Raw genomic sequence first — 13,943 nt, forward strand, 5'->3', positions numbered from 1 at the left:
CAGACGCCAACGGACGTTTCACACTTTATCCACAGTCTGCGCCTTGGCGGCCGGCAAGGTGAAACCGGACACCGAACGACGCAACTGGCTGGCCATCTTCGCCAGGTTGCCGATGCTCTCGGCGGTGGCGGTGGAACCGGACGACGTCTGCGAGGTGATTTGCTGGATCACGTTCATTGTCAGGGAAATCTGCCCGGCCGAAGACGTCTGTTGTTGCGCCGCGTTGGAGATGCTCTGGATCAGCGCCGCGAGGACCTTCGACACGCCTTCGATTTCTTCCAGGGCCACCCCGGCATCTTGCGCCAGACGCGCGCCGCGGACTACTTCGGTGGTGGTCTGCTCCATGGAAATCACCGCTTCGTTGGTGTCGGCCTGAATCGCCCGCACCAGGGTTTCGATCTGCCGGGTCGCGGCGGATGAGCGTTCGGCCAGTCGTTGGACTTCGTCAGCCACCACCGCAAAACCGCGCCCGGCGTCACCGGCCATGGACGCCTGGATGGCTGCGTTGAGCGCAAGTATGTTGGTCTGGTCGGCGATGTCATCGATCAGGCTGACAATGTCGCCGATTTCCTGAGACGACTCGCCCAGGCGTTTGATGCGCTTGGCGGTGTCCTGAATCTGCTCGCGAATGTTGTCCATGCCATGGATGGTGTTGTGCACCACCTCGTTGCCCTTGTTGGCAATTTCCACCGAGCGCTCAGCCACCGCCGAAGACTCGGCGGCGTTGGCCGACACCTGGTCGATGGACTGCGCCATGTCGTTGATTGCGGTGGAGGCTTCGCTGATCTGTTGCGCCTGATGCTCCGAAGCCTGGGCCAGGTGCATGGCAGTGGCCTGGGTTTCCTGCACGGCGGCGGCGACCTGGCCGGCGGTGAGGTTGATCGTTGCCACCAGATCGCGCAGTTGGTCGACTGAATAATTGATCGAATCGGCGATGGTCCCGGTGAAGTCTTCGGTCACCGAGGCGGTGACGGTGAGATCGCCATCGGCGAGGTCTTCGATCTCGTCGAGCAGGCGCATGATCGCGTTCTGGTTACGCTCGTTTTTCTCGGCGGTCTCGCGCAGCTGACGGTTGGTTTCGCGCACCATCACCAGGCCGATGAGGATGATCGACATCAGCGCCAGCAGGCCCAGCACGTAGCCGCCAATGGTGTCGGCGTTACGCCCGCTGGCGAGGTTTTCGAACCCGGTGGCCAAGTGCGAGGCTTCGTCGAGCAGGGTTTGCGACAGGCTGAAAATGTTGGTCGCCGATTCGCGCACCTTGAACAGCTCTGGCGACGTTTCGAGGATTTCATCCACCGACCCCGAGACGAATTCAAACAACTCGGAAATCTCGAGCAGCCGGGCGCGGGCGTCACGGTCCTCGACCTGGCTGACCTTCAACGCCGCATCGCCCTGAAGCATGCCGTTGAGCACTTTGCCAAACCGCAAGGCGTCGCGACCAAAAGCGTCGGCGGCCTGTTGCGAATTTTCGTCGCCGGACAGCACGGTGTTCACCGCGCCGAGGATCCGTTCGGCCAACAACGACTGACGCTGGGCCATCGCCACTTGGGCGGCCGGCGCGCCACGTTGCAGCAGGGTCTCGACGACTTTTTCGTACTCGACCTGCAATTGCGGCACGGTTTCCGCCAGGGTGGCGGCGACTTGATGCAGCGACAAAACCGTTTGCTCGCTGGAAAGAATGGCGTCGGTGTTTTTCAGCAGGCGCTCCCAATCCAGCTGCACGGCGCGCATTTCCGGGCGCACGGTGGCCGGCGCGGGCGGTAGGCCGGTGGACGGATCGCCTTTCTTCAGATAACCCCAGCGCTGGGCGAAATCGTTGCGCGCATCGCTGAGCAGCTTGAACGCGGCAGCCTTGCCGGCAGCGGCTTCGGTGGCGTTTTTGGCGATACGCTGCGACAGCACGCGCAGTTCACCGGCGTGGCCGATGTACTGTTTGTCGTACGTGGACTGGGTGTTGAGGTAAGCGAAGTTGGCGAACAGCAGCATGATGAAGACAATCAGCGCGATGAACAGCGCGACGATCTGCGACCGGCTGCGCGACCCTTCTGGCCTGCCTGTTTTTGCTTTTATCATCGGTCCTCGCCTGTTAACCCACACCTGTGAACCTTGCCGAAAACCCTGTGGGAGCTGGCTTGCCTGCGATGGCATCACCTCGGTTGCAAGTGAGACCGAGGCGTCGGCATCGCGGGCAAGCCCGCTCCCACAGGGTCGGTGTTTACAACGCTACGTGCATGAAGCTTTGCGACTGCGCCAACGCAAACGGGCTGAACACCTGCCAATTCTGCTCACGCGCAAACCGGCCTTTGATGAAGGGTGCCATCGGCCCGCTCAACGCTTCTACCGGCTCCAGACTGTCTTGCGCAAAGTGCTTCAAGCCGAAGACTTCATCGACCATCAACCCGGCAAACACATCGTTATGCTCCACCACCAACACCCGCCGCTGCTTGCGCGAGGCCGACAACTCGTGGCCCAGGAAGCCACCCAAATCCATCATCGGCAGCAAACGCCCGCGCAGGTTAGCTACGCCTTTGACCCAGGATTTGACCCCCGGCAGTTGGGTGAACCGTGGTTCGTGCAGGACCTCGCTGACTTCACCCATGGGCGCGACGTACCAGTGCTCACCCAGGCGAAAACCAATGCCGCTCCAGCTGTCCTGTCGAGTGGGCTGGGACGGCAAATCCGCCGCCAGCACACGACAGCGCTGGTCGATCTGCAACAGCAGTTCGAAAGCCGTCAGCGACTCGGTCATGGCCGGGAGATCAACCGGCCAGCACGTTGTTCAGGGTCTTGATCAGGGTTTCTTCGTCGACCGGTTTGGTCAGGTAATCCTTGGCGCCCTGACGTGTGCCCCAGACCTTGTCGGTTTCCTGATCCTTGGTGGTGATGATGATCACCGGGATGTGCCCGGTGTCCGGATCCTTGGTCAGCTGGCGCGTCGCCTGGAAACCGTTGAGGCCGGGCATGACGATATCCATCAGGACCGCGTCGGGTTTTTCCTGACGGGCCAGGGCCACGCCGTCGGCGCCGTTCTCGGCTTTCAACACTTCATGGCCGTGCTTTTCCAGCATGCCGGTCAGTTTGTACATTTCGGTCGGCGAATCATCGACGATCAGAATACGTGCCATGGTTTTCCCCATTCTTCTTGTCGGCGCCGGGCCCGCTGGCCGAGCGTCACTGTGCGTGTCCTACTGCGGCAAAACAGCGGCAAAGCCCGGTACATGGGCCTGGATCGCGTTGAGCAATTCTTCCTTGCTGAAAGGCTTGGTCAAAAACTGGTCGGAACCGACGATGCGCCCCTTGGCCTTGTCGAACAGCCCGTCCTTGGACGACAACATGATCACCGGCGTGGACTTGAACGCACTGTTGTTCTTGATCAGGGCGCAGGTCTGATAGCCATCCAGACGCGGCATCATGATGTCGACAAAAATGATGCCCGGATGATGATCGGCAATCTTCGCCAGCGCGTCGAAACCATCGATGGCGGTGATGACTTCACAGCCCACGTTCTTCAACAGCGTTTCGGCGGTGCGACGGATCGTCTTCGAATCATCGATCACCATGACCTTCAAGGCGCTGGAATGCTGTTCCATAAATGCTCTACCGTCGCCTTTGCGAATCAATTTGTCCGTTTATGGATCTTCGGTGGCTCGAAACCCTTGATGCTCAAGGGCCAGCACGACATGGCAGCCTTTTTAGCACAGTCTCCAAATCCAATCTATCGGCCGACCTGCGCAGTGGTTTTTCCTTGACCGGGAACACACTCAGCGCCACTCTGACGCCACTTTTTTACGGCTCTTTGCAGGAGCGAGCTTGCTCCTACAGGGATCGGCATTGCCCCCTAATTCGAGGAATCACCCATGAGCGTTCGCGTCGGGATTGTCATGGATCCTATTGCCAGCATCTCCTATAAAAAGGATAGCTCGCTGGCCATGCTGCTGGCCGCGCAAAAGCGCGGTTGGGAGCTGTTCTATATGGAACAGCGGGATTTGTACCAGGGCGAAGGTGAAGCGCGGGCGCGGATGCGGCCGCTGAAAGTGTTCGCCAACCCGGAAAAATGGTTCGAACTGGAAGCCGAGACCGACGCGTTGCTGAGCGATCTGGACGTGATCCTGATGCGCAAGGATCCGCCGTTCGACATGGAATTCGTCTACGCCACGTATCTGCTTGAACAAGCCGAGCGTGCGGGTGTGCTGGTGGTCAACAAGCCGCAGAGCCTGCGCGACTGCAACGAAAAACTGTTCGCCACGCTGTTCCCGCAGTGCACGCCGCCGACCGTGGTCAGCCGCCGCGCCGATGTGTTGCGTGAATTCGCGGCCAAACATGGCGACGTGATCCTCAAACCGCTGGATGGCATGGGCGGCACCTCGATCTTCCGTCACCGCGCGGGCGATCCGAACCTGTCGGTGATCCTCGAGACCCTGACTGCGCTCGGCACCCAGCAGATCATGGGCCAGGCTTACCTGCCAGCGATCAAGGACGGCGACAAACGCATCCTGATGATCGACGGCGAACCGGTGGATTACTGCCTGGCACGCATCCCCGCTGCTGGCGAAACCCGTGGCAACCTTGCGGCCGGCGGTCGTGGCGAAGCCCGTCCGTTGAGCGACAAGGATCGCTGGATCGCCGCACAAGTCGGCCCGACCCTGCGCGAGAAAGGCCTGCTGTTCGTGGGCCTGGACGTGATCGGCGAGCACCTCACGGAAATCAACGTCACCAGCCCGACCTGCATTCGCGAGATTGATAATGCGTTCGGCACCGACATTGGTGGCCTGCTGATGGATGCCATCGATCAGAAGCTCAAGGCTCGTTGATATAGAACAGCCAAGATCAATCCGACATTGCGTTATCATGCGCGGCCTGTGAAAAACGCGATGTTGGTTTTCTTGTCATGACTCTCCCGTCCGATCTGCCCGCCGAACTCGCCCACCGTGGTGTGCGCCCGGCCGATCGCCTCGGATTTACCCTGTTTCTCGCGGCGCTGATTCACCTGGCCTTGCTGTTGGGTGTCGGCTTTGCGGTGGTTGAACCCCAGCAGATCAGCAAAACCCTGGAAATCACCCTCGCCACGTTCAAAGCAGAAAAGAAGCCTGAGAAAGCCGATTTCCTCGCCCAGGAAAATCAGCAAGGCAGCGGTACCCTGGATAAAAAGGCGATTCCCAAAACCACCGAGGTCGCGCCGTTCCAGGACAACAAGGTGCAGAAAGTCACGCCACCGCCGGCTGCCAAGCCTCAAGTGCAGGAAGCAGCGCCCAAGGCTGCGGTGACCACCGTCGCGCCCAAGCCGAAAAAAGCTCCGGCAAAAACCGAAGAACCCAAACCCGTCACCAAACCCGCTGTTGCCGCGCCGACATTTGACGCTGAACAGTTGTCCAGCGACATCGCCAGCCTCGAAGCGGAACTGGCCCAGGAACAACAGCTGTACGCCAAGCGCCCGCGCATCCACCGCCTGAGCGCCGCCTCGACCATGCGCGACAAAGGAGCCTGGTATAAGGACGAATGGCGCAAGAAGGTCGAGCGCATCGGCAACCTCAACTACCCCGATGAAGCGCGACGCCAACAGATCTACGGCAATTTGCGGCTGATGGTCTCGATCAACCGCGACGGCTCGTTGTATGAGGTGCTGGTGCTGGAGTCGTCCGGGCAACCATTGCTGGATCAGGCGGCGCAGCGAATCGTCAGGCTGGCGGCGCCGTTTTCACCGTTTACCGGTGATCTGTCGGACATTGACCGGCTTGAAATCATCCGCACGTGGAAGTTTGCGCGCGGGGACCGGCTGTCCAGTAATTAAAGATCGCAGCCTTCGGCAGCTCCTACGGGTGTACACATTCCTCTGTAGGAGCTGCCGAAGGCTGCGATCTTTTGACCCGCCTCGGCTTGTCAGCTCGCCCCCGCAACGCCACACTAGCGCTCATGAAAAACGTCAGCCCCAGCTACCTCAAGCATCAATTCCTGATCGCCATGCCTCACATGGCCGACCCGAACTTTGCGCACACCTTGACCTACATCGTCGAGCACACGGCCAATGGTGCCATGGGGCTGGTGGTCAACCGTCCGCAAGACCTGAACCTGGCCGATATTCTCGAGCAACTGCGCCCCGATATCGAACCGCCGCTGCTCTGCCAGCATGTGCCGATTTTCATTGGTGGCCCGGTGCAGACCGACCGCGGTTTTGTCCTGCACCCCTCGGGCAAGAAGTTTCAGGCAACCGTTGATCTGGAAGGCGACCTGTCCTTGTCCACGTCCCAGGACGTGTTGTTCGCCATCGCCGACGGAGTCGGGCCGGAAAAGAGTGTGATCACCCTGGGGTATGCCGGCTGGGAAGCCGGGCAACTTGAGGCCGAACTCGCGCAAAACGCCTGGCTGACCTGCCCGTTCGACGCCGACATCCTGTTCAACACCAGCAGCGAGCTGCGCCTCGACGCGGCGGCCAAGCATCTGGGCGTCAATCTCAGCCTGCTGACCAGTCAGGCGGGGCACGCCTGATGGCCCTGCGCCTCATTCTGGGGTTCGACTACGGCACCAAGCAGATCGGCGTGGCAGTCGGCCAGGTGATTACCGGCCAGGCCCGCGAGCTGTGCACCTTGAAGGCGCAAAACGGTGTCCCCGACTGGAATCAGGTCGAAGCCCTGATAAAAGAATGGAAACCCGATGCCGTGGTGGTCGGCCTGCCGCTGAATATGGACGGCACGCCCAGCGACATGTGCCTGCGCGCGGAAAAATTCGCCCGCCGCCTCAATGGCCGCTACAACCTGCCCTTCTATACCCACGATGAACGCCTGACCACCTTCGAAGCCAAGGGTGAACGGCGTGACCGTGGCGGACAAAAAGGCAGTTACCGCGACAACCCGGTCGACGCCATCGCCGCCGCCCTGCTGCTGCAAGGCTGGCTCGACGAAAACAGCGCACTGTTCGAATCCTGAAGAGCCGTCACCACGTCTCTATTAGCTACAACCCGAGCCACCCTCCAGCAGCACCGGCTCGGGCCCAAGAAGGAGCAACCATGAGCCTGCCCAATCCCGCCGAACTGATCAGCCAGATGGCGACCCGTCTCGACGCCTATCTCGCCAAACGCAGCATCAGCGAACCGCGCTACATCGGCATTCGCACCGGTGGCGTCTGGGTCGCCCAGGCGTTGCTTGAGGAACTGGGCAGCGATGCGCCGCTCGGCACCCTGGACGTATCTTTCTACCGCGACGATTTCAGCCAGAACGGCCTGCACCCGCAAGTGCGTCCGTCCGCCCTGCCGTTCGAAATCGAAGGCCAGGACCTGGTGCTGATCGACGACGTGCTGATGAGCGGTCGCACCATCCGCGCCGCCATGAATGAACTGTTCGACTACGGCCGCCCGGCCAGCGTGACGCTGGTGTGCCTGCTCGACCTGGACGCCGGCGAGCTGCCGATCCGCCCGAATGTGGTGGGCGCGACCCTGTCGCTGGCGGCGCACGAACGGGTGAAATTGTCCGGCCCGGAACTCAAGCTCGAACTGCAAGACCTCGCCCTTTAATCCGCCCTATTGAGAGTCCCCCTCGCGATGACGCCTCTAGACACCAAGCGCCCGCTGCAGCTCAATGATCAGGGCCAGCTGCGCCACTTCCTCTCGCTCGACGGTTTGCGCCGCGAGTTGCTGACGGAAATCCTCGACACCGCCGATTCGTTCCTCGAAGTCGGCGCCCGGGCGGTGAAAAAAGTCCCGCTGTTGCGCGGCAAGACCGTGTGCAACGTGTTCTTCGAGAACTCCACTCGCACCCGTACCACCTTTGAACTCGCGGCCCAGCGGCTGTCGGCGGACGTGATCACCTTAAACGTGTCTACCTCGTCGGCGAGCAAGGGCGAAACCCTGCTCGATACCCTGCGCAACCTGGAAGCGATGGCCGCCGACATGTTCGTCGTGCGCCACGGCGATTCCGGCGCCGCGCACTTCATCGCCGAACACGTGTGCCCGCAAGTGGCGATCATCAACGGCGGCGACGGCCGTCACGCGCACCCGACCCAGGGCATGCTCGACATGCTGACGATCCGTCGGCACAAGGGCGGCTTCGAAAACCTCTCGGTGGCCATCGTCGGCGACATCCTGCACTCGCGGGTCGCGCGCTCGAACATGCTGGCGCTGAAAACCCTGGGTTGCCCGGACATCCGCGTGATCGCGCCGAAAACCCTGCTGCCGATCGGCGTCGAGCAATACGGCGTGAAGGTCTACACCGACATGACCGAGGGCCTCAAAGACGTCGACGTGGTGATCATGCTGCGCCTGCAGCGTGAACGCATGACTGGCGGCCTGCTGCCGAGCGAAGGCGAATTCTACCGCCTGTTCGGCCTGACCACCGCGCGCCTCGCCGGCGCCAAACCGGATTGCATCGTCATGCACCCGGGCCCGATCAACCGTGGCGTGGAGATTGAGTCGGCGGTGGCCGACGGTCCGCACTCGGTGATTCTCAATCAGGTGACCTACGGCATCGCCATTCGTATGGCCGTGCTGTCCATGGCCATGAGCGGGCAGACTGCCCAGCGCCAATTCGAGCAGGAGAACGCCCAGTGAAGCTCAGCATTCTCGGTGCCCGCGTAATCGATCCCGTCAGCGGGCTGGATCAAGTAACCGATATCCACATCGAAGCCTGCAAAATCGTCGCCCTTGGTGCCGCGCCGGCCGGTTTCGTCGCCGTCGATACCATTGATGCCCAAGGCCTGGTGGCTGCACCTGGCCTGGTCGACCTGAACGTCGCCCTACGCGAACCGGGTTACAGCCGCAAAGGTTCAATCGTCAGCGAAACCCGCGCCGCCGCAGCCGGTGGCGTCACCAGCCTGTGCTGCCCGCCGAAGACCAAACCGGTGCTGGACACCTCGGCCGTGGCCGAACTGATCCTCGACCGCGCCCGCGAGGCCGGCAACACCAAAGTCTTCCCGATCGGTGCCTTGAGCAAAGGCCTGGACGGTGAGCAACTGGCCGAACTGGTTGCCCTGCGCGACGCCGGTTGTGTGGCGTTCGGCAATGGCCTGGACAGTTTCCGCAACACCCGCACCCTGTGCCGGGCACTGGAATACGCGGCGACCTTCGACCTGACGGTGATCTTCAACTCTCAGGACCACGATCTGGCTGAAGGCGGCCTGGCCCATGAAGGCCCGACCGCGAGTTTCCTCGGTTTGCCGGGGATTCCGGAAACGGCGGAAACCGTGGCGCTGGCCCGGGACCTGCTGCTGGTCGAGCAAAGTGGCGTGCGCGCACACTTCAGCCAACTCACCAGCGCGCGCGGCGTGGCACTGATCGCGCAGGCGCAGGCGCGGGGGTTGCCGGTGACGGCCGATGTCGCGCTGTATCAGCTGATCCTGACCGACGAAGCGCTGATCGATTTCAGCAGCCTCTATCACGTCCAGCCGCCGCTGCGCACCCGCGCCGACCGCGATGGCCTGCGCGAGGCGGTGAAGTCCGGCGTGGTTTCAGCCATCTCCAGCCACCACCAACCGCACGAGCGCGATGCCAAACTGGCGCCGTTCGGGGCAACAGAACCGGGGATCAGCAGTGTTGAGTTGTTGCTGCCGCTGGCCATGACGCTGGTGGAGGATGGGTTGCTGGATCTGCCGACGTTGCTGGCACGCTTGAGTGCCGGGCCGGCCGAGGCGTTGCGCCTGCCGGCGGGCAAGTTAGCCGTGGGCGGACCGGCGGACATCGTACTGTTCGACCCAACGGCTTCGACCGTGGCCGGTGAAACCTGGTTGTCCAAGGGCGAGAACTGCCCGTTCATTGGGCACAGTTTGCCGGGTGTGGTGCGTTACACATTGGTGGATGGGCGCATCAGTCACCAGGCGTAAAAACAAAAAGATCGCAGCCTGCGGCAGCTCCTACAGGGAAACGCATATTCCCGTGTAGGAGCTGACGCAGGCTGCGATCTTTTGATCTTTTCTTTTAGCGGTTCTGCGCGTTACGCACGGACACCTGGTCATTCAACGTCCAGAAGTCATACAAAACCCCCAGAAAAAACAACCCGCCCGTCACCAGGTACAGCAAGCCGCTGATCCACTTCCCCTGGTACATCCGGTGTACGCCGAACACCCCCAGAAACGTCAGCAGAATCCAGGCAACGTTGTATTCGATAGGCCCCGCGGTAAAACGCAGGTCCGCTTCACGGTCCATGGCCGGGATCAGAAACAGGTCGATCAGCCAGCCGATGCCCAGCAAACCAAGCGTGAAGAACCAGATCGTCCCGGTCACCGGCTTGCCGTAATAAAAGCGGTGGGCGCCGGTGAAACCCAAAATCCACAGCAGGTAACCGATCACTTTGCTGTGGGTGTCCTGATGTGGAACGGGGTGTTGATAGGTGTTCATGAATGACCTCGAATCACACGATAGATAAATATTGTTGAATTCTTTGTGACTTTTTTACGGGTGGCCGACGTACGGCAAATGTTACCTTGTCACCCGTCAAACCCTTATAGCACCTGACTTCTGTCCGACAATTGCGTCCATTTGCCGCGCATTTGGTTCCGTTGGCCGCCTGATCGAATCGACCAACGGCCTGGGAATGACAAAAAAAGCTGTTATAAAGTTTCGCGCTAACCTCTATGAGCCTTGCCTAATGCGTCCATTTTTCAAGACATGGCTAACCATTTGCCTTTTGATGCCACTGGCCGCCCACGCCACCAATCGTGAGCAACGTCTTCCGAACGTTAATGGTTACACCCCCAAATCCCATGTTTCTGCTCCTTCGAGCAAAAACAAACAAGCCGTAAAACGCGCCCCGCAGCTGACCAGCAAAAGCAGCCTGGTTCCGCCGATGGCGACCAAGGAAAGCAGCAACGTGCTCAGCCGCGCTGTCAACGTCCTCGGTACACCCTACCGTTGGGGCGGCAGCAGTCCAAGTAAAGGTTTCGATTGCAGTGGCCTGGTGAAATACGCGTTCAACGACGCCACGTTTGACCTGCCTCGCACCTCGAACGCCATGGCCAGTGGTCATGGCGAGAAAGTCGATCGCAAGGATCTGAAGCCGGGCGACCTGATTTTCTTCAACATCAAAAGCCGCCGGGTCAATCACGTTGCCATCTACCTGGGCAACGACCGCTTCATCCACGCACCACGCCGTGGCAAGTCGGTGACCATCGACACTCTGAAGAAACCATACTGGGAAAGCCACTACGTGGTTGCCAAGCGGGTTCTGCCAAAAGAGCAGAACACCTTGCAGGTTGTTCAGCGCTGATTTGAAGCAAGATCAAAAGATCGCAGCCTTCGGCAGCTCCTACAGGGAATAGCGAATCCCCGTGTAGGAGCTGCCGAAGGCTGCGATCTTTTGTTTTAAAGCACTCAGAAGTTATCCGGCGACCGCGCCTTCTCCCGCGCATGCTCGCGGCTGATCAAGCCCTTGCTCACCAAATCCTTCAAGCACATATCCAGCGTCTGCATTCCCAGATTCCCGCCGGTCTGAATCGACGAGTACATCTGCGCCACCTTGTCTTCACGAATCAGGTTGCGAATCGCCGATGTCCCCAACATTATTTCATGCGCCGCTATACGCCCGCCGCCGATCTTCTTGACCAGCGTCTGCGACACCACCGCCAGCAACGACTCGGACAGCATCGAACGCACCATCGATTTTTCATCCCCCGGAAACACATCCACGATCCGGTCGACGGTTTTCGCCGCTGACGTGGTGTGCAGCGTGCCAAACACCAGGTGGCCGGTCTCGGCGGCTGTCAACGCCAGGCGAATGGTCTCCAGATCACGCATCTCCCCCACCAGAATCACGTCCGGGTCTTCGCGCAGCGCTGAGCGCAGTGCCGTGGCGAAACTGCGGGTATCGCGGTGCACTTCGCGCTGATTGATCAGGCATTTGCGCGACTCGTGGACGAACTCGATCGGGTCCTCAATGGTGAGAATGTGATGATGCCGGTGGTTGTTCAGGTAATCGATCATCGCCGCCAGGGTGGTGGACTTGCCGGAACCGGTCGGGCCGGTCACCAACACCAGACCCCGGGGGGATTCGGTAATCTTGCGAAACACGTCCCCCATGCCCAGGTCGTCCATGGTCAGGACCCTGGACGGAATGGTCCGAAACACTGCGCCGGCACCGCGGTTCTGATTGAACGCATTGACCCGAAAGCGCGCCACTCCGGGCACTTCAAAGGAGAAGTCGGTTTCCAGATGCTTTTCGAAGTCGACCCGCTGGGTGTCGTTCATGATGTCGTAGATCAGCTCCTGAACCTCCTTGTGGTCCAGGGCCGGCAGGTTGATCCGCCGCACATCGCCGTCGACGCGAATCATCGGTGGCAGGCCGGCAGACAGGTGCAAGTCGGACGCGCCCTGTTTGGCGCTGAAGGCCAGCAGCTCAGTGATATCCATAGCACTCCTCAATTCCAGTAGAATGCCGCCAACCTCAGACCCGCTGGCGCCTCTTGAATGTCCACGATAGCAGACAACATCGCCCTGGTAAGCTCGCGCATTCGGGCTGCGGCCCTTGCCGCTCAACGTGACGAACACAGCGTCCAGCTACTGGCCGTGAGCAAGACCAAGCCCGCCGAGGCCTTGCGTGAGGCCTACGCCGCAGGGCTTCGCGACTTTGGCGAGAACTACCTGCAGGAAGCCTTGGGCAAACAGGTCGAATTGGCCGACCTGCCCTTGATCTGGCACTTCATCGGCCCCATTCAATCGAACAAGACTCGCGCTATCGCCGAGCACTTCGCTTGGGTGCATTCCGTGGATCGTCTGAAAATCGCACAACGCCTGTCCGAACAACGCCCTGCCGATCTGCCGCCGCTGAACATCTGCATCCAGGTCAACGTCAGCGGTGAAGCCAGTAAATCCGGCTGCACCCCGGCCGACCTGCCGGCCTTGGCCAAGGCCATCAGCGAACTGCCGCGCATTGCATTGCGCGGGCTGATGGCGATTCCCGAGCCGACCGAAGATCGCGCCGAACAGGACGCCGCTTTCGCTACCGTGAAAAGCCTGCAAGCCAGCCTGAACCTGCCGCTCGACACACTTTCCATGGGCATGAGCCATGACCTTGAGTCCGCCATCGCCCAAGGCGCCACTTGCGTGCGTATTGGTACGGCCCTGTTTGGCGCCCGCGACTACGGTCAGCCGTGAACAATGGCTGACTCCTCTATTTATAAGGACCTGACATGAGCAAGACTCGTATTGCCTTTATCGGTGCCGGCAACATGGCCGCCAGCCTGATCGGCGGCCTGCGCGCCAAAGGTCTGGACGCCGCGCAGATTCGCGCCAGCGATCCAGGCGCTGAAACCCGCGCCAAAGTGAATGCCGAGCACGGCATCGAGGTGTTCGCCGACAACGCTGACGCCATCAAAGACGCCGACGTGGTGGTGCTGGCGGTCAAACCCCAGGCGATGAAAGCCGTGTGCGAAGCGATTCGCCCGAGCCTCAAGCCGAATCAACTGGTGGTGTCGATTGCCGCCGGCATCACCTGCGCCAGCATGACTCACTGGCTTGGCGCGCAGCCGATCGTACGTTGCATGCCCAACACCCCGGCGTTGTTGCGTCAGGGCGTGAGTGGCTTGTTCGCCACCGCTGAAGTCAGCGCAGAACAACGCCAACAGGCCGAGGAGTTACTGTCGGCTGTCGGCATCGCGCTGTGGCTGAACGAAGAACAGCAACTGGACGCAGTCACCGCTGTTTCCGGCTCGGGCCCGGCCTACTTCTTCCTGCTGATCGAGGCGATGACTGCTGCGGGCGTGAAGCTCGGTCTGCCGGCAGACATCGCCGCACAGTTGACCCTGCAAACCGCTCTGGGCGCCGCGCACATGGCAGTTGCCAGCGATGTCGACGCCGCCGAACTGCGCCGCCGCGTGACGTCGCCGGCGGGCACTACAGAAGCTGCAATAAAATCCTTCCAGGCTGGCGGTTTCGAAGCGCTGGTGGAAAAAGCACTCGGCGCCGCTGCGCACCGCTCGGCCGAGATGGCAGAGCAACTCGGACGCTAATCAGCTCTTATAAAGGA

At 60.9% G+C, this 13,943-nt stretch carries 16 protein-coding genes; 10 read left to right on the forward strand and 6 right to left on the reverse strand.

Going from position 1 to position 13,943, the window contains the following annotated elements:
- Positions 1-18 precede the first annotated feature (18 nt).
- The 4 genes from F8N62_RS12915 to pilG all read right to left on the reverse strand — a co-directional run bounded on the left by F8N62_RS12915 (position 19) and on the right by pilG (position 3,593).
- The gene (locus F8N62_RS12915) at positions 19-2,076 is read right to left on the reverse strand and encodes a methyl-accepting chemotaxis protein (RefSeq protein WP_150711280.1); all 2,058 of its coding nucleotides are present in this window, start codon (positions 2,074-2,076) and stop codon (positions 19-21) included.
- A 142-nt stretch (positions 2,077-2,218) separates the two neighbouring features.
- The gene (locus F8N62_RS12920; protein WP_150711281.1) at positions 2,219-2,752 is read right to left on the reverse strand and encodes a chemotaxis protein CheW; all 534 of its coding nucleotides are present in this window, start codon (positions 2,750-2,752) and stop codon (positions 2,219-2,221) included.
- Positions 2,753-2,762: 10 nt separating this feature from the next.
- The gene (gene pilH / locus F8N62_RS12925; protein WP_027926574.1) at positions 2,763-3,128 is read right to left on the reverse strand and encodes a twitching motility response regulator PilH; all 366 of its coding nucleotides are present in this window, start codon (positions 3,126-3,128) and stop codon (positions 2,763-2,765) included.
- Between the two features lie 60 nt (positions 3,129-3,188).
- Positions 3,189-3,593 (reverse strand): twitching motility response regulator PilG, encoded by a 405-nt coding sequence (pilG, locus tag F8N62_RS12930; protein WP_150711282.1) that lies wholly within the window; start codon positions 3,591-3,593, stop codon positions 3,189-3,191.
- Positions 3,594-3,860: 267 nt separating this feature from the next.
- Between pilG and gshB the strand changes: the two genes are divergently transcribed.
- From gshB to F8N62_RS12965, 7 genes are all read left to right on the forward strand, one after another.
- Positions 3,861-4,814: a glutathione synthase gene (gene gshB / locus F8N62_RS12935; protein WP_150711283.1), complete on the forward strand. Its 954-nt coding sequence runs from the start codon at positions 3,861-3,863 to the stop codon at positions 4,812-4,814.
- A gap of 77 nt (positions 4,815-4,891) precedes the next feature.
- Positions 4,892-5,791 carry an energy transducer TonB gene (locus tag F8N62_RS12940; protein ID WP_150711284.1) on the forward strand — a complete coding sequence of 300 codons (900 nt, stop codon included), beginning with the start codon at positions 4,892-4,894 and terminating at the stop codon, positions 5,789-5,791.
- A gap of 122 nt (positions 5,792-5,913) precedes the next feature.
- Entirely contained in the window at positions 5,914-6,486 is a 573-nt protein-coding gene (locus tag F8N62_RS12945; protein WP_150711285.1) for a YqgE/AlgH family protein, read from the forward strand.
- On the forward strand, positions 6,486-6,923 hold the full coding sequence (gene ruvX / locus F8N62_RS12950) for a Holliday junction resolvase RuvX (protein ID WP_007945492.1): 438 nt from the start codon (positions 6,486-6,488) through the stop codon (positions 6,921-6,923). The genes F8N62_RS12945 and ruvX overlap by 1 nt, the downstream gene beginning before the upstream one ends.
- 80 nt (positions 6,924-7,003) lie before the next feature.
- Entirely contained in the window at positions 7,004-7,507 is a 504-nt protein-coding gene (gene pyrR / locus F8N62_RS12955; RefSeq protein ID WP_150711286.1) for a bifunctional pyr operon transcriptional regulator/uracil phosphoribosyltransferase PyrR, read from the forward strand.
- A 27-nt stretch (positions 7,508-7,534) separates the two neighbouring features.
- Positions 7,535-8,539, forward strand: a complete 1,005-nt coding sequence (locus F8N62_RS12960; protein WP_150711287.1) for an aspartate carbamoyltransferase catalytic subunit — start codon at positions 7,535-7,537, stop codon at positions 8,537-8,539.
- Positions 8,536-9,807, forward strand: a complete 1,272-nt coding sequence (locus tag F8N62_RS12965) for a dihydroorotase (RefSeq protein WP_150711288.1) — start codon at positions 8,536-8,538, stop codon at positions 9,805-9,807. Before F8N62_RS12960 ends, F8N62_RS12965 begins: the two co-directional genes overlap by 4 nt.
- 94 nt (positions 9,808-9,901) lie before the next feature.
- Here F8N62_RS12965 and F8N62_RS12970 read toward each other — a convergent pair whose 3' ends face one another.
- Positions 9,902-10,321, reverse strand: coding sequence for an NINE protein (locus F8N62_RS12970; RefSeq protein ID WP_150711289.1), 420 nt, complete (start codon positions 10,319-10,321; stop codon positions 9,902-9,904).
- 250 nt (positions 10,322-10,571) lie between these two features.
- Between F8N62_RS12970 and F8N62_RS12975 the strand changes: the two genes are divergently transcribed.
- The gene (locus F8N62_RS12975; protein ID WP_150711290.1) at positions 10,572-11,189 is read left to right on the forward strand and encodes a C40 family peptidase; all 618 of its coding nucleotides are present in this window, start codon (positions 10,572-10,574) and stop codon (positions 11,187-11,189) included.
- 104 nt (positions 11,190-11,293) lie between these two features.
- On the opposite strand, the gene F8N62_RS12980 is transcribed toward F8N62_RS12975, so the two are convergent.
- A complete protein-coding gene (locus tag F8N62_RS12980; protein ID WP_150711291.1) occupies positions 11,294-12,328 on the reverse strand; it encodes a type IV pilus twitching motility protein PilT in 1,035 nt (344 codons plus the stop codon).
- Between the two features lie 57 nt (positions 12,329-12,385).
- Between F8N62_RS12980 and F8N62_RS12985 the strand changes: the two genes are divergently transcribed.
- Complete coding sequence (locus F8N62_RS12985) at positions 12,386-13,072, forward strand: YggS family pyridoxal phosphate-dependent enzyme (protein ID WP_150711292.1); 687 nt, start codon at positions 12,386-12,388, stop codon at positions 13,070-13,072.
- Between the two features lie 35 nt (positions 13,073-13,107).
- Positions 13,108-13,926 carry a pyrroline-5-carboxylate reductase gene (gene proC / locus F8N62_RS12990; protein WP_150711293.1) on the forward strand — a complete coding sequence of 273 codons (819 nt, stop codon included), beginning with the start codon at positions 13,108-13,110 and terminating at the stop codon, positions 13,924-13,926.
- The last annotated feature ends 17 nt before the right edge of the window (positions 13,927-13,943 follow it).

This window comes from Pseudomonas fluorescens, assembly GCF_902497785.1.
Lineage (GTDB): Bacteria > Pseudomonadota > Gammaproteobacteria > Pseudomonadales > Pseudomonadaceae > Aquipseudomonas > Aquipseudomonas fluorescens_BO.

Bases quoted from the DNA above. Each gene is read 5' to 3' on its own strand.
- F8N62_RS12915 (WP_150711280.1), bottom strand. From the start codon at position 2,076: ATGATAAAAGCAAAAACAGGCAGGCCAGAAGGGTCGCGCAGCCGGTCG.
- F8N62_RS12920 (WP_150711281.1), bottom strand. From the start codon at position 2,752: ATGACCGAGTCGCTGACGGCTTTCGAACTGCTGTTGCAGATCGACCAG.
- pilH (WP_027926574.1), bottom strand. From the start codon at position 3,128: ATGGCACGTATTCTGATCGTCGATGATTCGCCGACCGAAATGTACAAA.
- pilG (WP_150711282.1), bottom strand. From the start codon at position 3,593: ATGGAACAGCATTCCAGCGCCTTGAAGGTCATGGTGATCGATGATTCG.
- gshB (WP_150711283.1), top strand. From the start codon at position 3,861: ATGAGCGTTCGCGTCGGGATTGTCATGGATCCTATTGCCAGCATCTCC.
- F8N62_RS12940 (WP_150711284.1), top strand. From the start codon at position 4,892: ATGACTCTCCCGTCCGATCTGCCCGCCGAACTCGCCCACCGTGGTGTG.
- F8N62_RS12945 (WP_150711285.1), top strand. From the start codon at position 5,914: ATGAAAAACGTCAGCCCCAGCTACCTCAAGCATCAATTCCTGATCGCC.
- ruvX (WP_007945492.1), top strand. From the start codon at position 6,486: ATGGCCCTGCGCCTCATTCTGGGGTTCGACTACGGCACCAAGCAGATC.
- pyrR (WP_150711286.1), top strand. From the start codon at position 7,004: ATGAGCCTGCCCAATCCCGCCGAACTGATCAGCCAGATGGCGACCCGT.
- F8N62_RS12960 (WP_150711287.1), top strand. From the start codon at position 7,535: ATGACGCCTCTAGACACCAAGCGCCCGCTGCAGCTCAATGATCAGGGC.
- F8N62_RS12970 (WP_150711289.1), bottom strand. From the start codon at position 10,321: ATGAACACCTATCAACACCCCGTTCCACATCAGGACACCCACAGCAAA.
- F8N62_RS12975 (WP_150711290.1), top strand. From the start codon at position 10,572: ATGCGTCCATTTTTCAAGACATGGCTAACCATTTGCCTTTTGATGCCA.
- F8N62_RS12980 (WP_150711291.1), bottom strand. From the start codon at position 12,328: ATGGATATCACTGAGCTGCTGGCCTTCAGCGCCAAACAGGGCGCGTCC.
- F8N62_RS12985 (WP_150711292.1), top strand. From the start codon at position 12,386: ATGTCCACGATAGCAGACAACATCGCCCTGGTAAGCTCGCGCATTCGG.
- proC (WP_150711293.1), top strand. From the start codon at position 13,108: ATGAGCAAGACTCGTATTGCCTTTATCGGTGCCGGCAACATGGCCGCC.